General features: G+C 42.5%; 23 protein-coding genes. 17 read left to right on the top strand and 6 right to left on the bottom strand.

Features of this window, described 5'->3' with window-relative positions; all coding sequences use genetic code 11:
- The first annotated feature begins 153 nt into the window (after positions 1 to 153).
- Positions 154 to 2,079: an ABC transporter ATP-binding protein gene (locus AC1DPK_RS25230; protein WP_477511994.1), complete on the top strand. Its 1,926-nt coding sequence runs from the start codon at positions 154 to 156 to the stop codon at positions 2,077 to 2,079.
- 128 nt (positions 2,080 to 2,207) lie between these two features.
- On the opposite strand, the gene AC1DPK_RS25235 is transcribed toward AC1DPK_RS25230, so the two are convergent.
- Together AC1DPK_RS25235 and AC1DPK_RS25240 are read right to left on the bottom strand one after the other, a co-directional pair.
- Positions 2,208 to 3,557, bottom strand: coding sequence for a lytic polysaccharide monooxygenase (locus tag AC1DPK_RS25235; protein WP_441885790.1), 1,350 nt, complete (start codon positions 3,555 to 3,557; stop codon positions 2,208 to 2,210).
- A 679-nt stretch (positions 3,558 to 4,236) separates the two neighbouring features.
- Complete coding sequence (locus AC1DPK_RS25240) at positions 4,237 to 5,076, bottom strand: phytanoyl-CoA dioxygenase family protein (protein ID WP_076269320.1); 840 nt, start codon at positions 5,074 to 5,076, stop codon at positions 4,237 to 4,239.
- A 132-nt stretch (positions 5,077 to 5,208) separates the two neighbouring features.
- On the opposite strand from AC1DPK_RS25240, the gene AC1DPK_RS25245 reads away from it, so the two are divergent.
- The 7 genes from AC1DPK_RS25245 (at position 5,209) to fabI (ending at position 10,306) form a co-directional block, all read left to right on the top strand.
- Positions 5,209 to 6,105: an AraC family transcriptional regulator gene (locus AC1DPK_RS25245; RefSeq protein ID WP_477511995.1), complete on the top strand. Its 897-nt coding sequence runs from the start codon at positions 5,209 to 5,211 to the stop codon at positions 6,103 to 6,105.
- A gap of 75 nt (positions 6,106 to 6,180) precedes the next feature.
- Positions 6,181 to 6,726 (top strand): hypothetical protein, encoded by a 546-nt coding sequence (locus AC1DPK_RS25250; RefSeq protein WP_441885778.1) that lies wholly within the window; start codon positions 6,181 to 6,183, stop codon positions 6,724 to 6,726.
- Between the two features lie 14 nt (positions 6,727 to 6,740).
- A complete protein-coding gene (locus AC1DPK_RS25255) occupies positions 6,741 to 7,016 on the top strand; it encodes a hypothetical protein (protein ID WP_477511996.1) in 276 nt (91 codons plus the stop codon).
- A 173-nt stretch (positions 7,017 to 7,189) separates the two neighbouring features.
- A complete protein-coding gene (locus tag AC1DPK_RS25260) occupies positions 7,190 to 7,906 on the top strand; it encodes a class I SAM-dependent methyltransferase (protein WP_477511997.1) in 717 nt (238 codons plus the stop codon).
- Positions 7,907 to 7,943: 37 nt separating this feature from the next.
- The gene (locus AC1DPK_RS25265) at positions 7,944 to 8,837 is read left to right on the top strand and encodes a DinB family protein (protein WP_477511998.1); all 894 of its coding nucleotides are present in this window, start codon (positions 7,944 to 7,946) and stop codon (positions 8,835 to 8,837) included.
- 69 nt (positions 8,838 to 8,906) lie between these two features.
- Positions 8,907 to 9,497, top strand: a complete 591-nt coding sequence (locus tag AC1DPK_RS25270; RefSeq protein WP_477511999.1) for an AAA family ATPase — start codon at positions 8,907 to 8,909, stop codon at positions 9,495 to 9,497.
- A 32-nt stretch (positions 9,498 to 9,529) separates the two neighbouring features.
- Entirely contained in the window at positions 9,530 to 10,306 is a 777-nt protein-coding gene (gene fabI / locus AC1DPK_RS25275) for an enoyl-ACP reductase FabI (RefSeq protein ID WP_477512000.1), read from the top strand.
- 122 nt (positions 10,307 to 10,428) lie between these two features.
- Here the strand turns inward: fabI and nagZ are convergent, their stop codons facing one another.
- Positions 10,429 to 11,694, bottom strand: coding sequence for a beta-N-acetylhexosaminidase (gene nagZ, locus AC1DPK_RS25280; RefSeq protein WP_477512001.1), 1,266 nt, complete (start codon positions 11,692 to 11,694; stop codon positions 10,429 to 10,431).
- A 137-nt stretch (positions 11,695 to 11,831) separates the two neighbouring features.
- On the opposite strand from nagZ, the gene AC1DPK_RS25285 reads away from it, so the two are divergent.
- The 7 genes from AC1DPK_RS25285 (at position 11,832) to AC1DPK_RS25315 (ending at position 18,335) form a co-directional block, all read left to right on the top strand.
- Positions 11,832 to 13,031: an oxalate decarboxylase family bicupin gene (locus AC1DPK_RS25285; RefSeq protein WP_477512002.1), complete on the top strand. Its 1,200-nt coding sequence runs from the start codon at positions 11,832 to 11,834 to the stop codon at positions 13,029 to 13,031.
- Positions 13,032 to 13,202: 171 nt separating this feature from the next.
- Positions 13,203 to 13,754: an NUDIX hydrolase gene (locus AC1DPK_RS25290; protein WP_477512003.1), complete on the top strand. Its 552-nt coding sequence runs from the start codon at positions 13,203 to 13,205 to the stop codon at positions 13,752 to 13,754.
- A 28-nt stretch (positions 13,755 to 13,782) separates the two neighbouring features.
- Positions 13,783 to 14,469, top strand: coding sequence for an HAD family hydrolase (locus tag AC1DPK_RS25295; RefSeq protein WP_477512004.1), 687 nt, complete (start codon positions 13,783 to 13,785; stop codon positions 14,467 to 14,469).
- A gap of 110 nt (positions 14,470 to 14,579) precedes the next feature.
- Positions 14,580 to 15,329 carry a phosphoribosylformimino-5-aminoimidazole carboxamide ribotide isomerase gene (hisA, locus tag AC1DPK_RS25300; protein WP_477512005.1) on the top strand — a complete coding sequence of 250 codons (750 nt, stop codon included), beginning with the start codon at positions 14,580 to 14,582 and terminating at the stop codon, positions 15,327 to 15,329.
- 58 nt (positions 15,330 to 15,387) lie between these two features.
- Positions 15,388 to 17,175 carry an ABC transporter substrate-binding protein gene (locus tag AC1DPK_RS25305; protein WP_477512006.1) on the top strand — a complete coding sequence of 596 codons (1,788 nt, stop codon included), beginning with the start codon at positions 15,388 to 15,390 and terminating at the stop codon, positions 17,173 to 17,175.
- 142 nt (positions 17,176 to 17,317) lie between these two features.
- The gene (locus tag AC1DPK_RS25310; RefSeq protein WP_477512007.1) at positions 17,318 to 17,914 is read left to right on the top strand and encodes an aminoglycoside phosphotransferase family protein; all 597 of its coding nucleotides are present in this window, start codon (positions 17,318 to 17,320) and stop codon (positions 17,912 to 17,914) included.
- Positions 17,895 to 18,335, top strand: a complete 441-nt coding sequence (locus AC1DPK_RS25315; protein ID WP_441907754.1) for a hypothetical protein — start codon at positions 17,895 to 17,897, stop codon at positions 18,333 to 18,335. The genes AC1DPK_RS25310 and AC1DPK_RS25315 overlap by 20 nt, the downstream gene beginning before the upstream one ends.
- A gap of 56 nt (positions 18,336 to 18,391) precedes the next feature.
- Here the strand turns inward: AC1DPK_RS25315 and AC1DPK_RS25320 are convergent, their stop codons facing one another.
- Genes AC1DPK_RS25320 through AC1DPK_RS25330 form a run of 3 tightly spaced genes read right to left on the bottom strand, consistent with a single transcriptional unit; the run spans position 18,392 to position 19,510 of the window.
- Positions 18,392 to 18,613 carry a DUF2642 domain-containing protein gene (locus AC1DPK_RS25320; protein ID WP_076269334.1) on the bottom strand — a complete coding sequence of 74 codons (222 nt, stop codon included), beginning with the start codon at positions 18,611 to 18,613 and terminating at the stop codon, positions 18,392 to 18,394.
- A 28-nt stretch (positions 18,614 to 18,641) separates the two neighbouring features.
- Positions 18,642 to 18,857, bottom strand: coding sequence for a hypothetical protein (locus AC1DPK_RS25325; RefSeq protein WP_339209148.1), 216 nt, complete (start codon positions 18,855 to 18,857; stop codon positions 18,642 to 18,644).
- Between the two features lie 26 nt (positions 18,858 to 18,883).
- Positions 18,884 to 19,510, bottom strand: a complete 627-nt coding sequence (locus AC1DPK_RS25330; protein WP_477512008.1) for a hypothetical protein — start codon at positions 19,508 to 19,510, stop codon at positions 18,884 to 18,886.
- A 228-nt stretch (positions 19,511 to 19,738) separates the two neighbouring features.
- Between AC1DPK_RS25330 and AC1DPK_RS25335 the strand changes: the two genes are divergently transcribed.
- Positions 19,739 to 20,134, top strand: a complete 396-nt coding sequence (locus tag AC1DPK_RS25335) for a GNAT family N-acetyltransferase (protein WP_441885733.1) — start codon at positions 19,739 to 19,741, stop codon at positions 20,132 to 20,134.
- Positions 20,135 to 20,167: 33 nt separating this feature from the next.
- The gene (locus tag AC1DPK_RS25340) at positions 20,168 to 20,881 is read left to right on the top strand and encodes an alpha/beta fold hydrolase (RefSeq protein ID WP_477512009.1); all 714 of its coding nucleotides are present in this window, start codon (positions 20,168 to 20,170) and stop codon (positions 20,879 to 20,881) included.
- Positions 20,882 to 20,891 lie beyond the last annotated feature (10 nt).

The following is a 20,891-nucleotide window of genomic DNA, read 5'->3' on the forward strand; positions in this document are numbered from 1 at the left end:
GACGTGGAGCCTTTGTTTTTGCCCCTAAATCCTTGAATTTATTGAAAATGTTTCATCTGTGCTTTGACAGATAGATATTACTCCCAATCTCAACCATTTTCTGCTATATCCTGTGCACCTTGGGCTTTGTAATCCCTTACATCATGAACTAAGATGGAAAAAGTTATTAATTGTGTTTCGGGAGGGATTCACATTAGTCCAGTTAAACGATATTTACTATGGGCAAAACCTTATTGGTGGTCGATAGGACTTATCATTTTGTTAGGTATGGTTCAATTCGTTGCACCTCTATCAACACCCATCTACACGCAAATTTTGCTCGACGATGTACTTGCAGGCAAAGGGGACTGGGGGCTTTATCAAATTGTAGGCATCATGGCTATTATTTTATTTTTTGGTGTTATTGTCAGTTTTTTAAGAAATTATTTCTCAGCGATGCTTGGCAATCGGATGATGAAGGATCTTCGCGAGCAGCTGTATCATCATCTGCAAAAAATGCCTGTCAGCTTCTATGATCAGAGGCAAGTAGGCGGAATATCCTCTAGAGTCATTCATGACATCGGAGGGGCTCAAAACTTGATTGGCGGGGGCATCATTAACCTTGTTCTCGATTTGTTTATGGTGCTTTTTGCGGGGTTTCTGTTATTTCGGATGAATGTGTACTTAGCATCGCTTTCACTTATTATCTTGCCTTTTTATTACTTGTCATTTACGAACATGAATGTGCATATTCGGCTTGCGTGGCGTTCGGTTCATCGGCAGATGGAGCGTATCTCAGGTACTCTCGTCGAGCGTATGGCGGGAATACGGATCGTGCAAGCATTTAACGGTGAAAGACAGGAGCGGGCCCGGTTTGGCAAGCAGACAAAGCAGCATTATAACCATACGGTGTACGCTCATTTATTTTCAAATGTGCTTGGGAGGCTAAGTGAATCGTTTGCCCATATCGGCGGCATTATCATTTGGCTCGGCGGAGGCAGCTTAGTGCTTGCAGGTAAAATGACAGCAGGTGAAATCATCGCTTTTCAATTGCTGCTGGGCAATCTTTATGGACCGATACAGCGATTCGCAGATGTTAATGTCACCATTCAAAACTCGATTACAAATATCGAACGAGTGTTTGAAATGCTTGATGAGAAACCTTCGATTAAGGAGTCAGATGATGCGCTTCCTATGCCAAGGTGTGATGGGCATGTCGTTTTCGTTAATGTTACCTATAACTATAAAACACGAAATATAATACCTGCACAAACCGTTAACGGTACTGAAGACACGGATATCATCGAACGTGAGAAGGCGACTAAACGGTTTTATTGGAAACCAACGAATGTACATCCATTCCCGCCGGAAGTCACGATTGAAGAAAGACAGGGCATAAAGGACATTACGTTTGAAGCGCGCTCCGGCGAAGTGATTGCGCTTGTGGGGCCAAGCGGCGCAGGCAAATCGACTTTAATCAACCTTATTCCGCGATTTTATGAGCCTGTAGAAGGTTCGGTATTTATTGACGGTGTCGATGTGCGTGATTACAATCTGGATGATTTGCGAAAGCATATTGCATTGGTTTTACAGGAAAACATTCTTTTCTCGGGCACGATCAGGGATAATCTGGTTTATGGTCGACCCGATGCTACGGATGACGAGGTTGTCGCAGCTGCAAAAGCAGCAAATGCCCATGATTTCATTATCGCGTTTAAGGACGGTTATGAAGCTGTCATCGGTGAACGAGGCATGCGATTGTCGGGCGGACAAAAGCAAAGACTGGCCATTGCGAGAGCGATTTTGAAGGATCCCAAAATATTAATTTTGGACGAAGCGACATCTGCTCTTGATTCCGAGTCGGAAGCTATGGTGACAGAGGCGCTTGAACGCCTCATGGTTGGAAGGACAACATTTGTCATTGCACATCGTTTAGCTACTGTTGTTCGCGCCAATCAGATATTGGTTATCGATGATGGAGAAATTGTACAAAGAGGAAGCCATCGCACGCTGCTTCGAGAAGGCGGGCTTTATCGCAAATTGTATGAACAGCAATTGAAGGCAATGAAGCCTGAAGAGATGACAGGATTGGCGCAATAAAGAACAATAGAAGAGGCTGCCTTTCAAGGTCTAGATCTACATTGACCTTGAGGGACAGCCTTTTTTGTTACGAGGCATTTATTGTACTCATTCGAGGTTTGAAACCCAATTGGCTCAGAGTGCCTGAATTATTTCAAAAGCCATAGCGAAGGAACATTAGAAGGTTCCCAGCCTACAAGCGAGGTATGAGATTGACGACACTCGTATGTGGAGCCATTGTACGAAACAAGTGTACCTGTTGTGTATGCTGTATTGGCAGCCCAAGGTGCAGCCGTTGAAGCGGCAGCCGTTGTTCCAGTAACCGTGCTTGCAGCGGAAACATTGCCTGCAGCATCGATCGCTTGAACATTAAATGTATAAGCTGTGCTTGCGCTAAGTCCTGTAACCGTGTAGAAGGTTGCAGTGCCGGCTACTGTTGTAACTAAAGTTGTTCCGTTATAAATGCGGTAGCCTGATACTCCTACATTATCAGTTGATGGGTTCCACATAAGCATTAAGCTGCTGGATGTTGGCGCACCCATTACATGAAGGGCGCCTGGTGCAGTTGGCGCTTGTGTATCATTGCCGACTGGAGCGTTCGTTGTAACTGACAGCGAGTTGCTTGCACTGGATTCATTGCCAGCATTGTCGATGGCCTTGACGCTGAATGTGTAAGCTGTATTCGCAGCTAATCCCGGTACATTGTAAGCAAGAGTTGTTCCAGAAACGGAACCAGTTAAAGTGCTGCCGTTATATATCCTGTATCCGGTAACGCTTACATTGTCTGTCGAAGCATTCCATGCCAAGGACACGCTGTTCGTAGTTTTCGCTGTAGTCGTTAAAGCGGAGGGTGCTGTAGGGGCTTGCGTATCAACAGGATTGCTGCCGCTGAAGTTTGCATCAATGACATTGTAGAAAGCGTTAGGTGTGTCAGCGACTTCCCAAACCGCCAAAATGATATGATATCCGCTGCGTTCAGGTACGTTGCAGCTGTTTGAATAGGAAAATGGAGGCTGCGTGCCGCCATAATTTACAGAACAGAATGGCGTTAAATCAAAGGAGTCCCGAGTTAGCGCAGCATTTGGATTCCAATTTGGTTTCGTTATATAGTATTTCCAGCTAGCTGTTGCATGATTAGCAGTCAGCTTCCAAGTAAATGTATTTGGACCGGAAGACATATTCACTTTCGACCAGCGAGTAGCAGATTGCTCATCAAGTTTAGGGAAAGCGCCATTAGCGCTAGCTATTTTACCGTCAGCAGGACCTGCTGCGGGGAAACCCTTAGGTGCTTCAAGGCTTTGAGGCTCATAAACGATTGGACCACAATCGGTATTTTGACCAGATTTACAAAGTGCAGCACGGCTGGCAGGCCCTTCAACATAACCATGTGCAAAAAGCTGTTGGGAGAATAGCGTCAATCCTAGAGCAGTAATAAGCAGAATGCCAATGTAAGTACGCAGATGTTTTACCTTAAAATGTGATGAACGAATAGTTGACAATGCAGTAGCCTCCTTCAAATTTGGGGAAGATGGAATTGCCGTCACGTCTAAGAGCTGGAATGACCAACGCTTATTCGTTTCGTGTTGCATTTGAGCAAACGTGCGGGAACAAACCTCCTGTTCATAGAGATTGTATATATAAACTCCGAAGAGTTCATATCCAGTTTAGTTTGTGTATTCTGCGCTGTTCAAAAGGGCAATTGGCTCTAGATTGATGAATGGCTAAATCATTTTAGGAGGTCATTACGGGTGTTTAGGGGGGACAAATGTATAATGTGTTTGTCGCTGAACTCAGTGTACTACATTTTCGCGACAATTATGAGTGTATTTTGGAGCATTTAATCAAACTTTTGATTGAATATCACAAATAAAGGATTAAAACGATTATAAAATGACGTTTATGCCGCATGGATAAAGGCTTTTTCGATGAATGGTGAAAGGTATTATTATCTTTTTTACATGGATTTTGGAAGATATTCTAGGACTTTGGATAGGAGAAAAATCTCTTTTTACTGAAAAACCCAGCAAAGACAGCCAAATTGCAAAAAAAGTGATTTGACTATGAATCCGATTGAAACAGCAGACATATAGAAAAACATAAAAAAAGGCGAATTTTCATTCCTAATAGAATGGAAATTCGCCTTTATCACTTTAGATATATTTTAAAAATATCAGTAGATTATTTCATTGCAGCAGCTGCGCTGTAAACTACAGGGAAGTGCTCGCCTGATAAAATATCTCCCTCATTAACCGTTACATAAGGCACCATGGGATGATTGCTTGTTGGCGAATAGATGGTGTGGCCAGGCATGTAATGAACAGCGATTGCTCTACGTTTAAGCTCGGAACGGTTGTGYGGGCTGCCATGCCAAGTGAGGCTGTGATGGTAGCCGACCTGCCCTTTCTTTATCTCGAACGGTACAGCTTCAACGACTGCGCCTTCAGGCAGCAATTCTGGCTTGCGATGAAAAGGCATAAAGTCAGGCGTACTTGCTAGATATTTTTGGTGATCGCCCCATCTATGACTGCCGGGTACCATCCACATGCAGCCGTTTTCGATGACTGCATCGTCAAGGGCAACCCATGCACTGACGAGGTCAGCTGGCTGAATAACCGGCCACAGCGGATGATCCTGATGCCATGGCGTCGGTCCACCCGTTACCGGTGGTTTATACTGAATCTGATCATGCCAGACACGAAGGGTATCGGTTTTGCATAATTGTGCGATTTCTTCGCAAATAACCGAATGTCCGGCATGCTGCAAATAAGCATCGCTAGCCATCCATATATTTACGATTTGCACTACCTTTTCACTGACGCTCATCTTCATGCCTTTGTATAAGGAGTCAGCTTCTTCCTCACGCATATTGTGGTTAAGAATGGGTTTCTTGACCGCTTTTCCTTCCATAACCAAATCTAGTTCCTCGCGTAAACGTTCAACCTCAGCATCGTTTAAGACCACATCGCCTTTCAAAAAACCATTTTTCTCGAATTCAGCTAACTGTGCAGCATTCAACATCCTCTTGCACCTCTCCTCAAGCTTGATTATGATTGTTGATAACCTAATCATAATGAAAGCGTGAAGCATTGTATTTTCCTAAATCAATGAATCATTTGTGTTTTTCTTATCATGTGGAGAAAAGGAGCGCATATGTCTACTATCGAGCTTGAGAAAATAGCACCAACAGTCAACTTCGCCGTTAGACAAACGGCGGAAGCAGGCGAGAATTGGGGAGTTCGAGTCATTCCTGACTGCCAAATCATGAACGTCATTACGGGCTGTGCCGAGCTATATATCAATAATCAGACCTATACGATCGGACCTGGAGAATGCGTGTACTACGGATCTGATTGTCAGTCCTATTTGAAAGCAACGGAGAAAACGGACTTTTACAGCATTCATTTCAGTTGGCAGCATGATTCGCCAGAGCCTGTGCATCCTGGACTTGGCATTCGTTTTTTCAATTCATGGCCGCCACAGGGTGTTTCTAACAATCCGGTACTTGTGTGCGGGACGGCAAGCCAGCTTCTTATGCCCACATTGTTTGAAGTGCCTGGGCTGGAAGCGATATGGACGCGTATGGTTAAGGAGTATAAAGGGGAGCAGCCGGGATATACCATGGCACTTCGTGCGTTAATGATCCAAGCAATCACGGTTATGTATCGGCATATGCTGGAAGGCTGTTTGTCGGCTAATGCCAATCATAAAATAGAACCTGCTATTCAAGCGATGCAGCTGCAGCCAGATTACAACTGGTCGGTAGCGGAGCTTGCTGCATTATGCGGTTATCATCCTATCCATTTCTCTAAATTGTTCAAGGAAGAAGCGGGTCTTACACCGAAGCATTTTATTATTAGAGAACGGATTAAGAGAGCGAAGCAGGCTCTTCTTCTAGGGGAGAAGATGGAGTCACTTTCGATAAGGCTCGGATTCAAAAGCATTCATTATTTCAGCCATCAATTTAAGGAAGTAACGGGGCTTACGCCGTCTCAATTTCGCATGCTTGGACAAACGAAGAAAACAATAAATGATAAGAAGCAAGAATGAGGTATCGAAATCATCGTATAGTTGCTATACTAGTTGGACATTTGTTTATAGGTATAATTTGAAGGTGGAGATAGAATGGTAGACACGAATAGTCGTGCACAAGAGTTATTCACTGCCTACTACGGCAATTATTTTCAGATGCATCGCGCGGGAGAGCTAGAGGAGTACAAGTCCTACGAGATTGCAAAAGAAACGGAAACGGCATGGTACGATGTTTTGATTGCCAAAAACGCCAGTGAGCTGTCGATTAGAAACTGGGACGCTGTTCTTGAGCTGCTGTCGATCGCCAAAAACAATTCAGATCCAATAATAGTAGAGCATGTTATGGCTTTCGCTAATCGTCACGTCAAGTCGTCCGATAGTATCGTAAAGCTGATGTATGCTGAAAATATGATCGAAATAATTAAACTAGTTAGAAGTAAAGCGAGTACCGAGCTGCTTCATCAAGCGTATAAATCAGCCGCTCAGCTTCTGGATGACGTTATGTCGAGTGCGTTGATCATCGATCCGGGTCATGATTTAAAATCGTTAAACCTAAAGGACAAAAAGTCCTTGAATCATAGAGCAGCAATAAATATTGAGATGATAAAAGAAATGCTTGCTGAGGATCAACAAGCTTAATTTTGGAGGTAGATATGAAAAAGACTAACAGGCTCGCTGCCATCGGAATGGTCCTATTGCTCTTGTTTGCATTAGCGATATGGAATTCTTACTCGAATGTAACAGGAGCACAGGTGAAAGTGATTGAGGTTCATGAAACAGCCATCAAAATTCAGGATTTGAGCGGGCATCAAGACATGATTCAAATACCTAAAGGCATCTATAAACTAATTGAAGTGGATCATGATTATTATATTAAATATGAACACCGAAAATGGGAAAGACCTACGCTCGTTTCCATTGAGCCATAATAAATCTAAAGGGATTGCTCGGCGCGAGTCAGCAATTCCTTTTTTTTATTTACCCATTAATTATGCGATATCGATGTAAAATTTTGTTGCTTCGACCTCACCGTTATGTCAGGATTTAAGTAGACCTATCAATATTACCCAGTACGCCACATAAAAAGAGAGAGGGTTATTTTATGGATGAGAGGGTAGCGAGAATTAGAGAGGAAGAGAAAAAATATCACGAAGTCTGCTATGATGATTATAAATTGTTTGAGGAAGGCTCGTGGCTGCATAAGCCTGTGCTGACGGTTATGAAAAATCTTGACTTACTTGATAAATCAGGCCCGCTATCTGTTCTTGATTTAGGCTGCGGAGTAGGTAGAAATAGCATACCGATAGCAAAGGTATTGCAAGAACATCATATTCATGGACAAGTGGTATGCGTGGATCTCTTGGAGTCAGCCCTCAGTAAGCTAATGAGTTATGGCGAGCAATTTGGAGTGCATCATTTACTAAAGCCTGTTGCAAGCGATATAGGCAATTTTACAATTTCAGAGAAAGAATATGATTATATTGTAGCAGTATCCTCGCTGGAGCATGTGAATACTGAAGCGATGTTGCGTCATACACTGCATCATATGACTGCGGGTACAAAAGATAATGGAATCAATTGTATCATCATAAACACCAATATTCGCGAAACAGATATACGAAGCGGTGAAAGTCTAGAAGTTCTTATTGAAGTAAATATGGAAACACAAGCGATGGAGCATTTGTTAAGCAAAGCATATATGAGCTGGGAAGTTATTGACCACCACGTCAAACAGCTGGAATTTGCAATCGTTAGAAATGAAAGGGATATTTTGCTGAGCAGTGATTGCATCACTTTTGTCGTCCGAAAGATAGGATAAATTGTACGTTGACAACAACATTGAGGAGGTTGATCAAATGAATCTTAAACCGATGAAATCTTTCTATATGGGGCTTCTGACAAGCTTTGTACTTGGCATGAATGCCGTTATTCAATTTATAAACATTTATATGAATGATGGTCCTGAAGCTATAGGTTTCTTTTTCTTCTTTATGGGTTTTGTAATGATTGTTTTTTTTATAGTATACGTCGTAGATGTATTCAACAAAAACTACCAAATTATCCATGCCAAAATGGTTAGCAAGCATAAAAATATTATTTATGCTTTAAACGAAAACGGCAAAGTGAAACGAATTAGAGTCATCTATCCTGAAATTTTAAATGAGTTAGTTCCTGGGCAGCAGCTCGAAATCACATTGTCATCGACTCTATCAATACCGCTTCATATTGTTACAGTTGGCAAATCTAATGAAGGACATTTACATAACCATTTTGTGAAGTGTTTCCAACATATCGCGTGGGCGAATGCTCAAGTTATTATGGCGTTGAAATCGAGTGACCTTCCTATGGAGAAGTCATTAAGCTTGCTTAGTCATGTCCTTGCTGCCGAGAAGGTATGGCTAACCCGTATTAATGGAGAAGATAGTGCGGGGATGGCGATTTGGCCGACGCACACCTTAGAGCAATGTGAACATTTCGCTGAGCAAAATAAAGCGGACTATGAAATTTTGTTCTCCAAGCTGGTTGAATCGGACTATGGGAATGAAAGTGATTACTCAGACAGTAAAGGAAATCCGTTCACTACAAAAATAAGCGATATCCTTACGCAGGTTGTTTTGCATGGCAGCTACCACCGCGGACAAATCGCTTTATTGCTTAGGCAAGCTGGAGCAGATCCGATACTTACAGATTATATTATCTATGAGCGACAGGCAGCTTTAATAGAAAAAAGTATGCCAATTTCGAAATAGAAGTTGAATATGACGAAGCGAATCGTTAGTATAGAACAATGATATGACAATGATGTCGAGGTGACAGTCATGATTATATGGATTAATGGCGCGTTTGGCGCTGGGAAGACACAAACTGCGTATGAACTGCATAAAAGAGCGGAACATTCATTTGTATACGATCCAGAGAATGTTGGTTATTTTATTCGTAAAAATACGCCGCGTTCAACTCATACGAGTGATTTTCAACACAATCCGATGTGGCGTGACTTTAATTATGCGATGCTGAAGCATCTCGATGAAACCTATGATGGCATCATAATCGTACCGATGACAGTCGTTAATCCGCAATATTTTGAGGAGATCATTGGTCGCTTACGGGGAGATGGAGTGGAAATTATTCACTATGCTCTGTGTGCAACGGAAGAGACTTTAATGAAACGACTTCGGGGCAGAGGCGAGCGGAAAAACTCTTGGCCGATACAGCAAATAAAGAGATGTGTGGCAGCTCTTTCGGATGAAAGGTTTGGTCACCATCTGCAAACGGATCATTCGTCCATCATGGATAATGTKGAGCATATCGCTTCGCATTCGAATATTCAATTGCTGCCGGACCAAAGAAGCTCGTTAAAAAGATCGTTTGACCGCGTGATCACGCAGGTGAAGCACATTCGATTTTAAGAAAAAGAAATTAGGAAACTGGGAGGAACATCATGTCTAACTTAATGAACAACAAGGTAATCGTAATTATGGGTGTAGCCAATGAACGCAGCATAGCTTGGGGAGTAGCTAAATCACTGCATAATCAAGGTGCTAAGCTGGTTTTCACTTACCGTAAGGAAAGATCATTGGAAAAACTCAAAAAACTGCTCGAGCAGCATCAAATAGAAGCGTTGGAAGCCGTTTCCTGCGATGTGCTTGATGACAATAGTGTTATTGAGGCATTTAAGCAATTGGAGCAGAAGGTTGGCGTTATTCATGGCGTAGTTCATTCCGTCGCGTTTGCTGAGAAGGATGAGCTGCAAGGGGAATATGTAGACACAACAAGAGAAGGTTATTTGCTTGCGCAAAACTCCAGCTCCTACTCGTTAGTTGCCGTTGCGCGTGAAGCGAAGAAGCTTATGACCGAAGGCGGGAGCATCGTTACGCAAACGTATATCGGCGCAGAACGAGTGGTAAAAAACTATAATGTTATGGGCGTTGCGAAAGCCGCGCTTGAAGCCAGTGTAATGTACCTTRCTGAGGATTTGGGCAAATATGGCATTCGTGTTAACGCGGTATCTGCAGGTCCAATTCGGACGCTTGCTGCAAAAGGCGTTTCAGGCTTTAATGACATTATGTCCACGATCGAAGAAAGAGCGCCGCTTCGTCGCAATATAGATCAGGATGAAGTTGGAGATGCAACGATGTTCTTGCTTAGCCAGTTGTCGAGAGGCATCACAGGGGAAGTTCTTCACGTGGATGCCGGTTATCACATTCTTGCTTTGTAATTCGTTCAAATAAAAAATGGCTCAGATCTCATAACGAGGTCTGAGCTTTTTTTATGGATGTTTTAACCTATGCGGTAGAGTCGATTCGAACGATAGGGTAGATCTGTCTCCTGCAATTCACTTTATTTTGATTGAATAGCGGCTTTGATTTGAAGATTGACAGCTTTTACATCAATAGAAGGTAGTGTTTTATCTTCAAGCTTATACTTTTCTTTTAAGCTTAAAATGCGATAAACGCTTTTATCCAGCATATCCCTCGAAATAACGCCGTCGCGTGCATTTTTTTTGAGCGATTGGAGGACGGATAGCTGCGTTTTGTAATCATGTCCGATGAGGATGATATCACTTCCAGCCAAAATCGATGTGACTGCAGCTTTCCCAACATCAAAATGCTCCGTTATGCCGCCCATCGTCATATCATCAGTCATAACGACTCCTTCATAACCGAGTTCCTCGCGCAATAATTTCGAAATCATCTTTTTGGAAAGGGAAGCAGGGTAGTCTTTATCGATCTTCGGAATTAACAAATGGGCAATCATAATCGCATCGGTATCCTGCTGGATCGCTTCGACGAATGGAAGCAGCTCAAATGCCTTAAGCTCTGCCAAGGATTTATTCACGACAGGCAGATCGAGATGAGAATCTACTGAAGTATCGCCGTGTCCTGGAAAATGCTTGACGACTGCAGCCACTTGCTTAGATTGAATGGCTTTCATCGTTTCCAGGCCATGTGTAATGACTGTTTCTGCGTTGGTCCCGTAGGATCGATTGCCGATGACAGGATTTTTTGGGTTGCTGTTAATATCTAATACAGGCGCAAAATCCATGTTAAATCCGATGGAGCGAACTTCTTCACCAAGCGCTTGTCCAATTTGAAATGTGTAATCGGTATTGCCAGCTTTACCAACCTCAGCGGGGGGAGGAAGCTTAATGTACTCTTCGGGCATACGATTCACTTTCCCGCCCTCTTGATCGACACTTAGCCATAGAGGTGTTTGATTTTTTTGATTGGTTTCTTTTAGCTGATTAAGCAGTTTTAATATTTGTGCTGCATCGTTCATATTGTCCTTATACAAAATAAATCCGCCAACCCGGTATTTTTCAATCAGCTCTTTTGCCTGCTTATCCATTGAAGTACCTTCAAGACCTACGATGACCATTTGGCCGATTTTCTCATCTAAAGTCATGTTGGCGATTTTTTGTTTGAGCGGATCATTTTGTTCCGCTGGCTTGTCAGTCGATTTGTCAGTCGGTTTCGGGCTAGGCATAATCGTTGGCTGGTCACTTGGACTTATTGTTGGTGATGGAGATGTTGAAGTGTTACCCGTACTGCAACTTGAACAAATGATTAAAAGGGTTAGTAGTGTAACTGCTTTTTTTATCATCATAAATTCCTCCCTCGTTGCATGATCACCTTTATTGGCACGACTTATGCCTGCTGACAATTTGAATATTGCTCATTTTCCCATCATAAGCTGTATAGGTTATGAAAGCTACTACACATATTTTAATGTCGAGGAGGACTATGATGGAGGATCATCCCCAAGATCCAAATAGCGGCTCAGTTATCCCTCAGCCCATTCGAGCAAGTGATGGAACGGGAAATATAGACCAAGGTCCGCGTGATATTATGCGTGATATTGAAAACCCGAACATGCTCGTCCCTCCCGTTACCGATTCGGGTTTGCTTCCTAATTTGAAATTTTCATTCTCGGATACACATATGCAATTAAACAAAGGCGGCTGGTCACGCGAGGTAACCGTTCGAGACTTACCGATCGCAACAACTCTCGCGGCAGTCAATATGAGTCTCACAGCAGGCGGCGTTCGAGAGATGCACTGGCATCAGCAAGCCGAATGGGCTTATATGCTGCTTGGTAAAGCACGAATTACTTCAGTTGATCAAGCTGGACGCAATATGATCGCTGACATCAGTGAAGGAGATCTTTGGTATTTTCCGGCAGGCATCCCTCATTCCATTCAAGGGCTTGAGGGAGGCTGCGAATTTTTGCTTGTTTTTGATGATGGAACCTTCTCTGATCTGAATACATTATCCATATCCGATTGGTTTGCACATACGCCAAAAGACGTGTTGTCTGCAAATTTTGGCGTTCCCGAAAGCGTTTTTCAACATATTCCTTCCGATCAGGTTTATATTTATCAAGATAAGGTGCCAGGGTCAATTGAAAGCCAAAAGGTGCAATCTCCATATGGTGAGGTTCCCTCTCCATTTACACATCGCTTGTTGGCGCAGCCACCACTTAAAACTTCTGGCGGAAGCGTGCGGATTGTGGATTCCTCGAACTTTCCTATCTCGAAAACGATTGCTGCCGCCCTCGTAGAGATACTACCGGGAGGAATGCGTGAGCTTCACTGGCATCCAAACAACGATGAGTGGCAATATTATCTTGCTGGACAGGGTCGAATGACCGTGTTTGCTGGAAACGGTGTCGCTCGAACCTTTGATTATCGTGCTGGTGACGTTGGATACGTACCATTTGCTTATGGACATTATATCCAAAATACGGGCAGCCAATCACTTTGGTTTTTGGAGATGTTCAAAAGTGATCGCTTTGTTGATGTGTCATTGAACCAGTGGATGGCGCTAACTCCGTGTGAACTGGTTGAAAGTAATTTGCATGTCGGTCCGGAGCTGATGGATGCCCTGCGCAAAGAGAAATGGCCTGTTGTAAAATATCCGAACTTCTCCTATAAACCGAAGTAAGCAGATATGATGATAATGAAGATTTTCTAAAAAGTGATTTCAAGCTTTTTGGGAAATCTTCTTAATTTTGTGGACAGGTTCTCTTCTAAAACAGCAATGTGGTAAAGTATAGCTATGATGATAGATAGGAATAGTACAAATTTTATATAAGAACACGAACATAGGAGAACGATGATGCTGAAATATAATATTTGTTTTATTAAACGCGCCAATGAAATATTGTTGCTAAATCGTGAGAAATCCAGCTGGATGGGCTGCTGGAATGGGATTGGCGGCAAGCTTGAACCGCAGGAGTCTCCGAGGGAAGCGATGATTAGAGAGATTGAAGAAGAAACGGGTATTCGTCATTACGATTTGCATTTTAAAGGATTAGTTACCTGGTCTGGCGATAATTTTGATTTTGGCGGCATGTATGCGTATATAGCAGAAGTGCCGGCTTCCTTTGGATATGCGACACCTAAGAAAACAGATGAAGGGATTTTGGACTGGAAAACATTCGAATGGATTATGGATAAAAACAATGTCGGCATCGTGTCCAATATTCCAATCACACTGCCTATGATGCTGAATGAAGCCCATAGTTACGATCATCATTGCGTCTATAAAAACGAGAATTTAATCGATATTAAACATAAAGAGATTTCTTCCAGCATCGAATCAGATACTTCTAGTAGAGAGCTATATTTAAGCGGTTACGCGATTAAACAAGAATCGCATAGTTAATGAATGTACAGTAGAGAGGATGAGTCGATTGATTAAAGCGTTGGTCTTTGATTTTGACGGTCTTATTATTGATACGGAAACGCCATCCTATTATGCTTTTCGTCAAGTTTATGAGGAGTATGGAGTAGAGCTGCCTGTGACGCTGTATGCCAAATGTGTAGGGACGTCGCTGGATCAATTTAACCCTTATACTTATATTGCCGATTGTGTAACTGAAACGATAGATTTAGCAGCTGTTAAAGCAAAATTTAAAGAAGTCTATGCAGAGCTTCTTAAGTCAGCTGATATTCGCCCAGGCGTGATGGACTACTTGAATGAGGCGAAGCGTATGAATCTCAAAGTTGGTCTCGCATCCAGCTCTCAGCTTTCTTGGATAAAGCCATATTTGGTTAAACATCAATTGGATCATTATTTTGACAGCTTCAGTACAGCTGATGAGGTCGAACGGGTCAAACCTGATCCGGAGCTGTATTTGCTGGCGCTGCAGAAGCTTGGAGTTGAAGCGAGTGAAGCGATTTCATTTGAGGATTCTCTAAACGGGTTTTTAGCAGCTAAAGCAGCGGGACTACATACAGTGATCGTTCCAAACGAGCTGACGAAGGATTTTGCTTTTATGGATTATGATTTACTGATTCCTTCAATGGCAGATAGAAGCTTGTCTGATCTTATTGAAACGAGAGAATTAAAGGCACCACGTATAGGGGAGAAGCGTTAAGTAATAAAACCATCAAGATTTCACAGCATTGTTGATTTACATAGAGGATTAGGTTATTTTTCATATAGAGAATATTCATACTTACAACATACAGAATTGAGGAATGAAAATTGAAATTTAGACCTTGTATCGATTTGCATGACGGTAAAGTGAAACAAATTGTCGGTGAAACTTTGAATGCCGAAATCATAGAAAACTTTGTATCCAAACAAGATTCAGCTTATTATGCAGAATTGTTCAAGAAAGACGCGCTTACGGGCGGTCACGTGATTATGCTCGGCGGCGGAAACGAGGAAGCGGCAGTTCGGGCTCTTGCGGCATATCCTGGCGGCTTGCAAATTGGCGGTGGTATTACTGCGGATAACGCTGCTTTTTATTTGGAGAAGGGCGCTTCGCATATTATTGTGACCTCATATATTTTTAAAGATGGTCAGCTGAATGAGGATCATCTTGCGAAGATCGTCGCTGAAGTGGGGAAGGACCGTTTAGTAATCGATCTAAGCTGCAAGGAGAAGGACGGGCAATGGTTTGTTGTGACGAATCAATGGAAGCAATTCAGCGAGTTCGTTGTTAACCAACAAAACATCTCATTCCTTGAGCAATATTGCAATGAGTTTCTTGTTCATGCTGTTGATGTGGAAGGCAAGCAGAGCGGCATTCAGCAAAGCCTCGTTCGTTCATTAGCTGATTGGGTAACGATTCCGACAACCTATGCCGGCGGGGCAAGGTCGATTGCGGATATGGATCAATTTAATGAGCTTTCAAATGGCAAGCTGGATATTACAATCGGCAGTGCGCTTGATATTTTTGGCGGGCAATTATCCTATGAGGAAGTTGTTGCCTACAGTAACAAGGCTTAGAGAGAAAACAGCAACGAAGCTGGCTAACTGAGACTTCGTTTCCTAGGTGGTGTTAAGGATGGATGTGGAAGAATATTATTGCAGGTTAAGAAACACTTTTCCAGCAAACCCAGAAYGCGAGCCTATTTTTTTATCCATGGAACGGATCTGCGACATATTGTCTTGTACACGCAGAAATGTACAAATACTTTTGACAAAAATGATGGAAAAGAGCTATATCGAATGGTTGCCCGGTCGTGGCCGCGGCAATCTCTCGCAAATCGTATTTCTTGTTTCATACCGTGATATCGTTCTCGGCAAAGCGAAGGGGCTAGTCGAGAGAGGGAAGATCAACGAGGCTTGGAGCATGCTCGAGATGCTTCAGGATCCAGCTGTGAAATCCGAAATTATGACATGGTTGTCTGAATTATTTGGCGTGAAGAGGGATATGGAGGAGAAGGATGTACTGAGATTTCCCTTTTATCGTCCTCTCTTGCGCTTAGATCCTGCTTTCGTCTGTCGCCGCATGGAGACGCACTGGATAGAGCAGGTTTTTAATACATTGGTCAGATATTCAAATCAGGATGGTAAATTCCACCCTCAGCTCGCTCATTACTGGGAAAGCAACGTGATGAAAACGAGCTGGACGTTTTTTTTGCGCAAGGGCGTTCGTTTTCACAATGATAAGATAATGACCTCGCGAGATGTCGCATTTACTTTTCAAAGACTGCTCACAAGCTCGCCTGCGGAGTGGTTAACGTCCAAGATTAAGGAAATAAGAGAAACGAGCAAGTACAGCATTACCTTTGAGCTAAATGAGCCTAATGCGCTGTTTCTTCATTTCCTTTGTACGGAACGTTATTCGATTGTACCTGAAATGCTCGATGGTACTGGTTCTGATGAGCAGTTTGCCATCATGCCTATTGGGACTGGGCCGTTCAAGATTACCAAAAACAATGAGTCTATGCTCGTTGCAGAAGCCAATGAGTTTTATTTGGAAGGTTGTCCTCATCTGGATCGCATTGAAATGTGGGTGTGGCCAAATTATGAGGAAAATCAAGAGCAGCTGCAGTCAGACGGTGAAGATCAACTGGTTTATTTTGAAGCGCAAATCAAGGAGAGTTTAAGACCAGCGCTGGCACAATTGGAGAAAGGCAGCACTTTTATTACCATCAATACAGCGAAAAAAGGCATCACGCAGCAAATGAAGTTCCGCCAGGCTTTGCACTACGGAATAGATCGGCAGCAAATGATCCACGAATTAGGCGGCATTAGGCACCAGCCTTCAACCGGCTTTAATTTAGAGGATACGGATAAGGCTTTCTATAACGATTATGATACGCAACTAGCGGCAACATTGCTTGAAGAGTCAGGATATAAGGGCGAGACCATTACGTTATATACTTATGAAATGCCTGCGAATGATCAAACTTCGAAATGGCTGCAAAGGGTTTACAAGTATTTAGGCATTTCACTGGAAATCGTAAAGCTTTCGCTCGAAGAGCTTGCTAATCCCGAAATCATAATGAAAGCGGATATGATCCTTAGTGGGGAAGTACTCGGAGAGCAGCCTGATATTTCGCTTATTGAGATGTATATGTCAAAGAACAGTTTTATTACGAACCATCTGGGTGCGGTTGACAAGATGAATATCAATCAACAAATTTCAAATTGTTTGCGGTATGAGAATTCAGATATTAGAATGGGTTATTTGATAAGCATACAAGAGGAGCTCAAACGAAATTTCAGCTTATTGTTCTTATATCATAGCCTGCAGATTGTAGGACATCATCAAACGCTGCAAGGAATTTCGTTAAACGCATGGGGTAAAATCGATTATAAAAACGTCTGGTTAAGAAATACGTGATGATTAGCTCGTTTTTATTTGGATTTGCGAGGTGAGATTATGAATGAGCAGGAGCTCATCGACAACATTATCAAAGGTATAGACATACTTCGTGGCAGCAGTCGAATATCAAAAATAAATAAAGGTTATATTTACAATTGGATTGGAAGCGGGACAAGAGCTTGCTAAGATGCATAAGTGGCATGCTCCTGCTTCAGTCTTGTCATGGCATGACCGTAAGCTTGCAAAGCATAAAAGCTATATCGAGCAATATATGGCTAGTGGGGCTCGAATGAAAGACGATGCGCAGATTCTATCCTTTATTGAACAAAATCTGCATCTGATGAAGGATCGGCCTAACGTTTTTCAGCACGATGATTTTCATGTGGGCAATTTAATTGTAAAAGAAGGCAGATTAGCCGGCGTCATTGATTTTAATCGATGGGACTGGGGAGATCCGGTACATGAATTTCTGAAGGCCGGGATGTTCAGCAGTGAAATCAGCATTCCATTTACGATGGGTACGATTAAAGGATATCATGGCGAACTAGAGCCTGATGAGAAGTTCTGGACCTTATATTCTCTTTATCTTGCGATGACGATTATCTCCTCAATCGTTTGGATATTGAAGGTGCGGCAAGTTGAGCTGCCTATTATGGTAGAGAAGCTGGAGCGAGTATTAGAGGATCATCATTATTTTGACAGCATAGTTCCACGATGGTATTTGGAGGTTCAAGAATATGAGACCGGATCATTATAAGCTTATGTACGAATTTGTAAAATGGGCAGGCGGACATTCGCATATTACTGGAATTGCGTTGGTTGGGCCTTGTGCGGACGATGAGAGTGAAGAGGATTCGAATTTAAGCTTTCTTCTCGTTACCGATAAGAAGCAAAAAACAGTAGATGCCATTTTATATCAGTTCCAATACGAGGCTATAGAGCAAGCGACGAAAGAGGAATATGCTTTGCTAACCTCTCTAAAAATAGAGTATGCAAGTGGAATCGAAGCTGACTTTGGTGTTGCAGATACCGAGTGGCTGCATAGACCTTTGGAGCAGGGATTGGGTGACTTGTTAGTGCAAGGCTTCAAAGTCATTTGGGAACAAGAAGAAATGTTCGATGATATTTTAAGAGCGATTGCTAGACATGCTGTTGAACTAGAGAATGGGGCTCTTTAATATAAAGCAGGCTGTACCTAATGGTCAAAAACCTTTAGATCCAGCCTGCTTTTTTATTAAGAACGAAATGTGAAAGAGACCAGCTCTGCTGTTAGTACATATTTGGTTTCTAAGGCAGTTGTCGTAATGGTCAAAAAGTTAGCGTTAAATGCCATCAACTGGCCTTCTTCATTTCCTGTTGAGGTCGTTATATAAATAATGCTGCCAATATGGCGCTTGAGTAAACTATAAATAGCAGTACCTGGAAGAATCTGATTTCCATTTGAAATAATAGACATCGCAAGCCTACTCTCCTTAGAATCTTGTTTATGAAACTGCTGGATTCTCGTGGACATAAATAATGTTTGCATAAAAGATTCGCAGCTCGTAAAGAAAACTATCTTGATCGAAGGAAACGAGTATAAAGTCGTTACCTACCTGATCGAGTCTTCCGATTACAGCAAGCTGACCAAAGCCATTCGTCATGACAAACACTTCTTTGCCGAGTAAAGCGATCAAATCGCCCGAAAGCGTTGTTGACATGAGCACAAACCTCTTCTCATAGGGAGTTATGAAATTGTTTCAATGTTCGTGATGAAGGAAAACGGGATAAACATCAAAGTACCTGCGACCGTGTTTAATTGGACAAGTGTTGATTGTACGCTGATTACTGTTCCAGTGAACCCGGTCGGCTGTCCCGGTGTCATGACATTAATGAGAGTACCAACAATAAGGTAGCCGTTAAGCAATGTAATGAGCTCTGTAAAGTCAAACCCGCTTGACGGTCCCGGGGGACCCTGAACGCCTTGAAGACCCTGAAGACCCTGCGGTCCTAATGAACCGGGGACGCCTTGTGGTCCTTGAATGCCTTGAGGACCAACAGCTCCAGCCGCTCCTTGTGCTCCTGCTGCGCCTTGAGGACCTGTAAGACCGGTTGGACCGGCAGGGCCTTGCAAACCTCTTTGCCCACTTGGACTTCCCTTTTTCTGTACTTTAAGGTGGCAGCGATCGGTCTTTCTTTTTTTGTGTTTCCGCACAACTTTAGGTTTACATTCCGTATTGCTCAGACTGCCATTGCTATGATGTAAGTGCAGCTTGCCATGAATAACGACATTTCTCTTTTTACTCACTATTTTTTTCCGTTTCTTGCTCACAGTCTGAAGCTGCACTGTGGGTGAATTTGCAGAAGCTATCAAAATATAATCCCTCCTATAAAGCTATTGCTCCTATATATGTATTTCTTTTTGCCAGAAAAGGGACTAGGGATTACCCCAATTATGCTAGTGAAGAGGATAGATAGACGTATTTTCATAGTTTTCAAAAATGATTTGAATGGTAAAAGGGATTATAAAAACAATCTACCCTATAATCAACTTAAGATGTATAATCATGGGAATCAATAAGCAAAGGAGAGAGGAATAGTTATGATACATTATCAGAACGATAAAAACTTGTCCGCGCAAGACTTGTCGCAAGTATTTGCGAGCTCTGGGATTAAAAGACCTTATCAAGATTTAGAACGCTTGCAAAAAATGATCGATCATGCAGATATCATTATTAGTGCATGGGACGGCAATAAACTGGTCGGAATAGCGCGGGCGATTACAGACTATTCCTATTGCTGCTATCTGTCTGATTTGGCAATTGATCACGACTACCAAAGATTAGGTATCGGCAAGGAGCTGGTAGAGCGACTTAGGCAAACACTTGGTGCGCAAGTGTCACTTGTCTTGTTGTCTGCACCTTCAGCTGTCGACTATTACCCGAGAATTGGATTTACCTCTACGGATAAAGGCTTTGTAATAGCAAGAGAACGTTAAGTTTATTTAGAAACGTAGAGAGGGGGAAAGTCAGTGATCGAGTCGAAAATAGCTATTAATCAAGATGTTCATATTCATTACTTAGATTCAAAACCAGATGCAGACCAAAAATTAACCCCATTAATCATATGCCCAGGGTTATCGGAAACAGCTGAAGAATATGAGGATTTATTGTTATATTTATTGCCTCGAAGAGCAATCGTTCTCTCGTTCCGCGGGAGAGGGCAAAGCGATACGCCGTTTAATCATTACGATCTAAAAGATCACATAGCAGATCTTTCAGCTGTTGTTGAAGCTGCAGCCGTGGATCGCTTTCATCTGATGGGATACTCTCGGGGTGTATCTTATGCGCTTGGTTATGCTCAAACGAACGAGCATCACTTAGAATCACTTATTTTAGAAGATTATCCTGCAGAGCATAAACAAATGTCGGCTGAATGGCGTCACGATTATATTTTTAATTATTTGAAGCCGATGAAGCGGGAAGAGAAAATAAGAGAACAAGCGGTTATCGGAATTGAGCGGGACTCTTCACAGCTGCAGCTGGATGTAAAGCTTAAGCTGCCTGTTCTTGTTATGAGAGGGATGCTAGAGGGATCATTGCTTAGCGATGCGGAACTAATTCATTACAAGCAGTTGTTCAGCAATATATCGGTTAAAGAGTTTTTTGAGTCCGCTCATAATATTCGCGGTACCGAAAAGGAAGAGCTCTATCAAACAATCGAACAGTTTATCAAGCATCGTTAGAAAAAGTAGG

This window comes from Paenibacillus sp. 01T424 (assembly GCF_056398745.1).

What these genes read in the sequence shown, in the direction of transcription:
- AC1DPK_RS25230 (WP_477511994.1), top strand. Translation starts at nt 154, where the DNA reads ATGGAAAAAGTTATTAATTGTGTTTCGGGAGGGATTCACATTAGTCCA.
- AC1DPK_RS25245 (WP_477511995.1), top strand. Translation starts at nt 5,209, where the DNA reads ATGTCTACTATCGAGCTTGAGAAAATAGCACCAACAGTCAACTTCGCC.
- AC1DPK_RS25250 (WP_441885778.1), top strand. Translation starts at nt 6,181, where the DNA reads ATGGTAGACACGAATAGTCGTGCACAAGAGTTATTCACTGCCTACTAC.
- AC1DPK_RS25255 (WP_477511996.1), top strand. Translation starts at nt 6,741, where the DNA reads ATGAAAAAGACTAACAGGCTCGCTGCCATCGGAATGGTCCTATTGCTC.
- AC1DPK_RS25260 (WP_477511997.1), top strand. Translation starts at nt 7,190, where the DNA reads ATGGATGAGAGGGTAGCGAGAATTAGAGAGGAAGAGAAAAAATATCAC.
- AC1DPK_RS25265 (WP_477511998.1), top strand. Translation starts at nt 7,944, where the DNA reads ATGAATCTTAAACCGATGAAATCTTTCTATATGGGGCTTCTGACAAGC.
- nagZ (WP_477512001.1), bottom strand. Translation starts at nt 11,694, where the DNA reads ATGATGATAAAAAAAGCAGTTACACTACTAACCCTTTTAATCATTTGT.
- AC1DPK_RS25285 (WP_477512002.1), top strand. Translation starts at nt 11,832, where the DNA reads ATGATGGAGGATCATCCCCAAGATCCAAATAGCGGCTCAGTTATCCCT.
- AC1DPK_RS25290 (WP_477512003.1), top strand. Translation starts at nt 13,203, where the DNA reads ATGATGCTGAAATATAATATTTGTTTTATTAAACGCGCCAATGAAATA.
- AC1DPK_RS25315 (WP_441907754.1), top strand. Translation starts at nt 17,895, where the DNA reads ATGAGACCGGATCATTATAAGCTTATGTACGAATTTGTAAAATGGGCA.
- AC1DPK_RS25320 (WP_076269334.1), bottom strand. Translation starts at nt 18,613, where the DNA reads ATGTCTATTATTTCAAATGGAAATCAGATTCTTCCAGGTACTGCTATT.
- AC1DPK_RS25325 (WP_339209148.1), bottom strand. Translation starts at nt 18,857, where the DNA reads ATGTCAACAACGCTTTCGGGCGATTTGATCGCTTTACTCGGCAAAGAA.
- AC1DPK_RS25335 (WP_441885733.1), top strand. Translation starts at nt 19,739, where the DNA reads ATGATACATTATCAGAACGATAAAAACTTGTCCGCGCAAGACTTGTCG.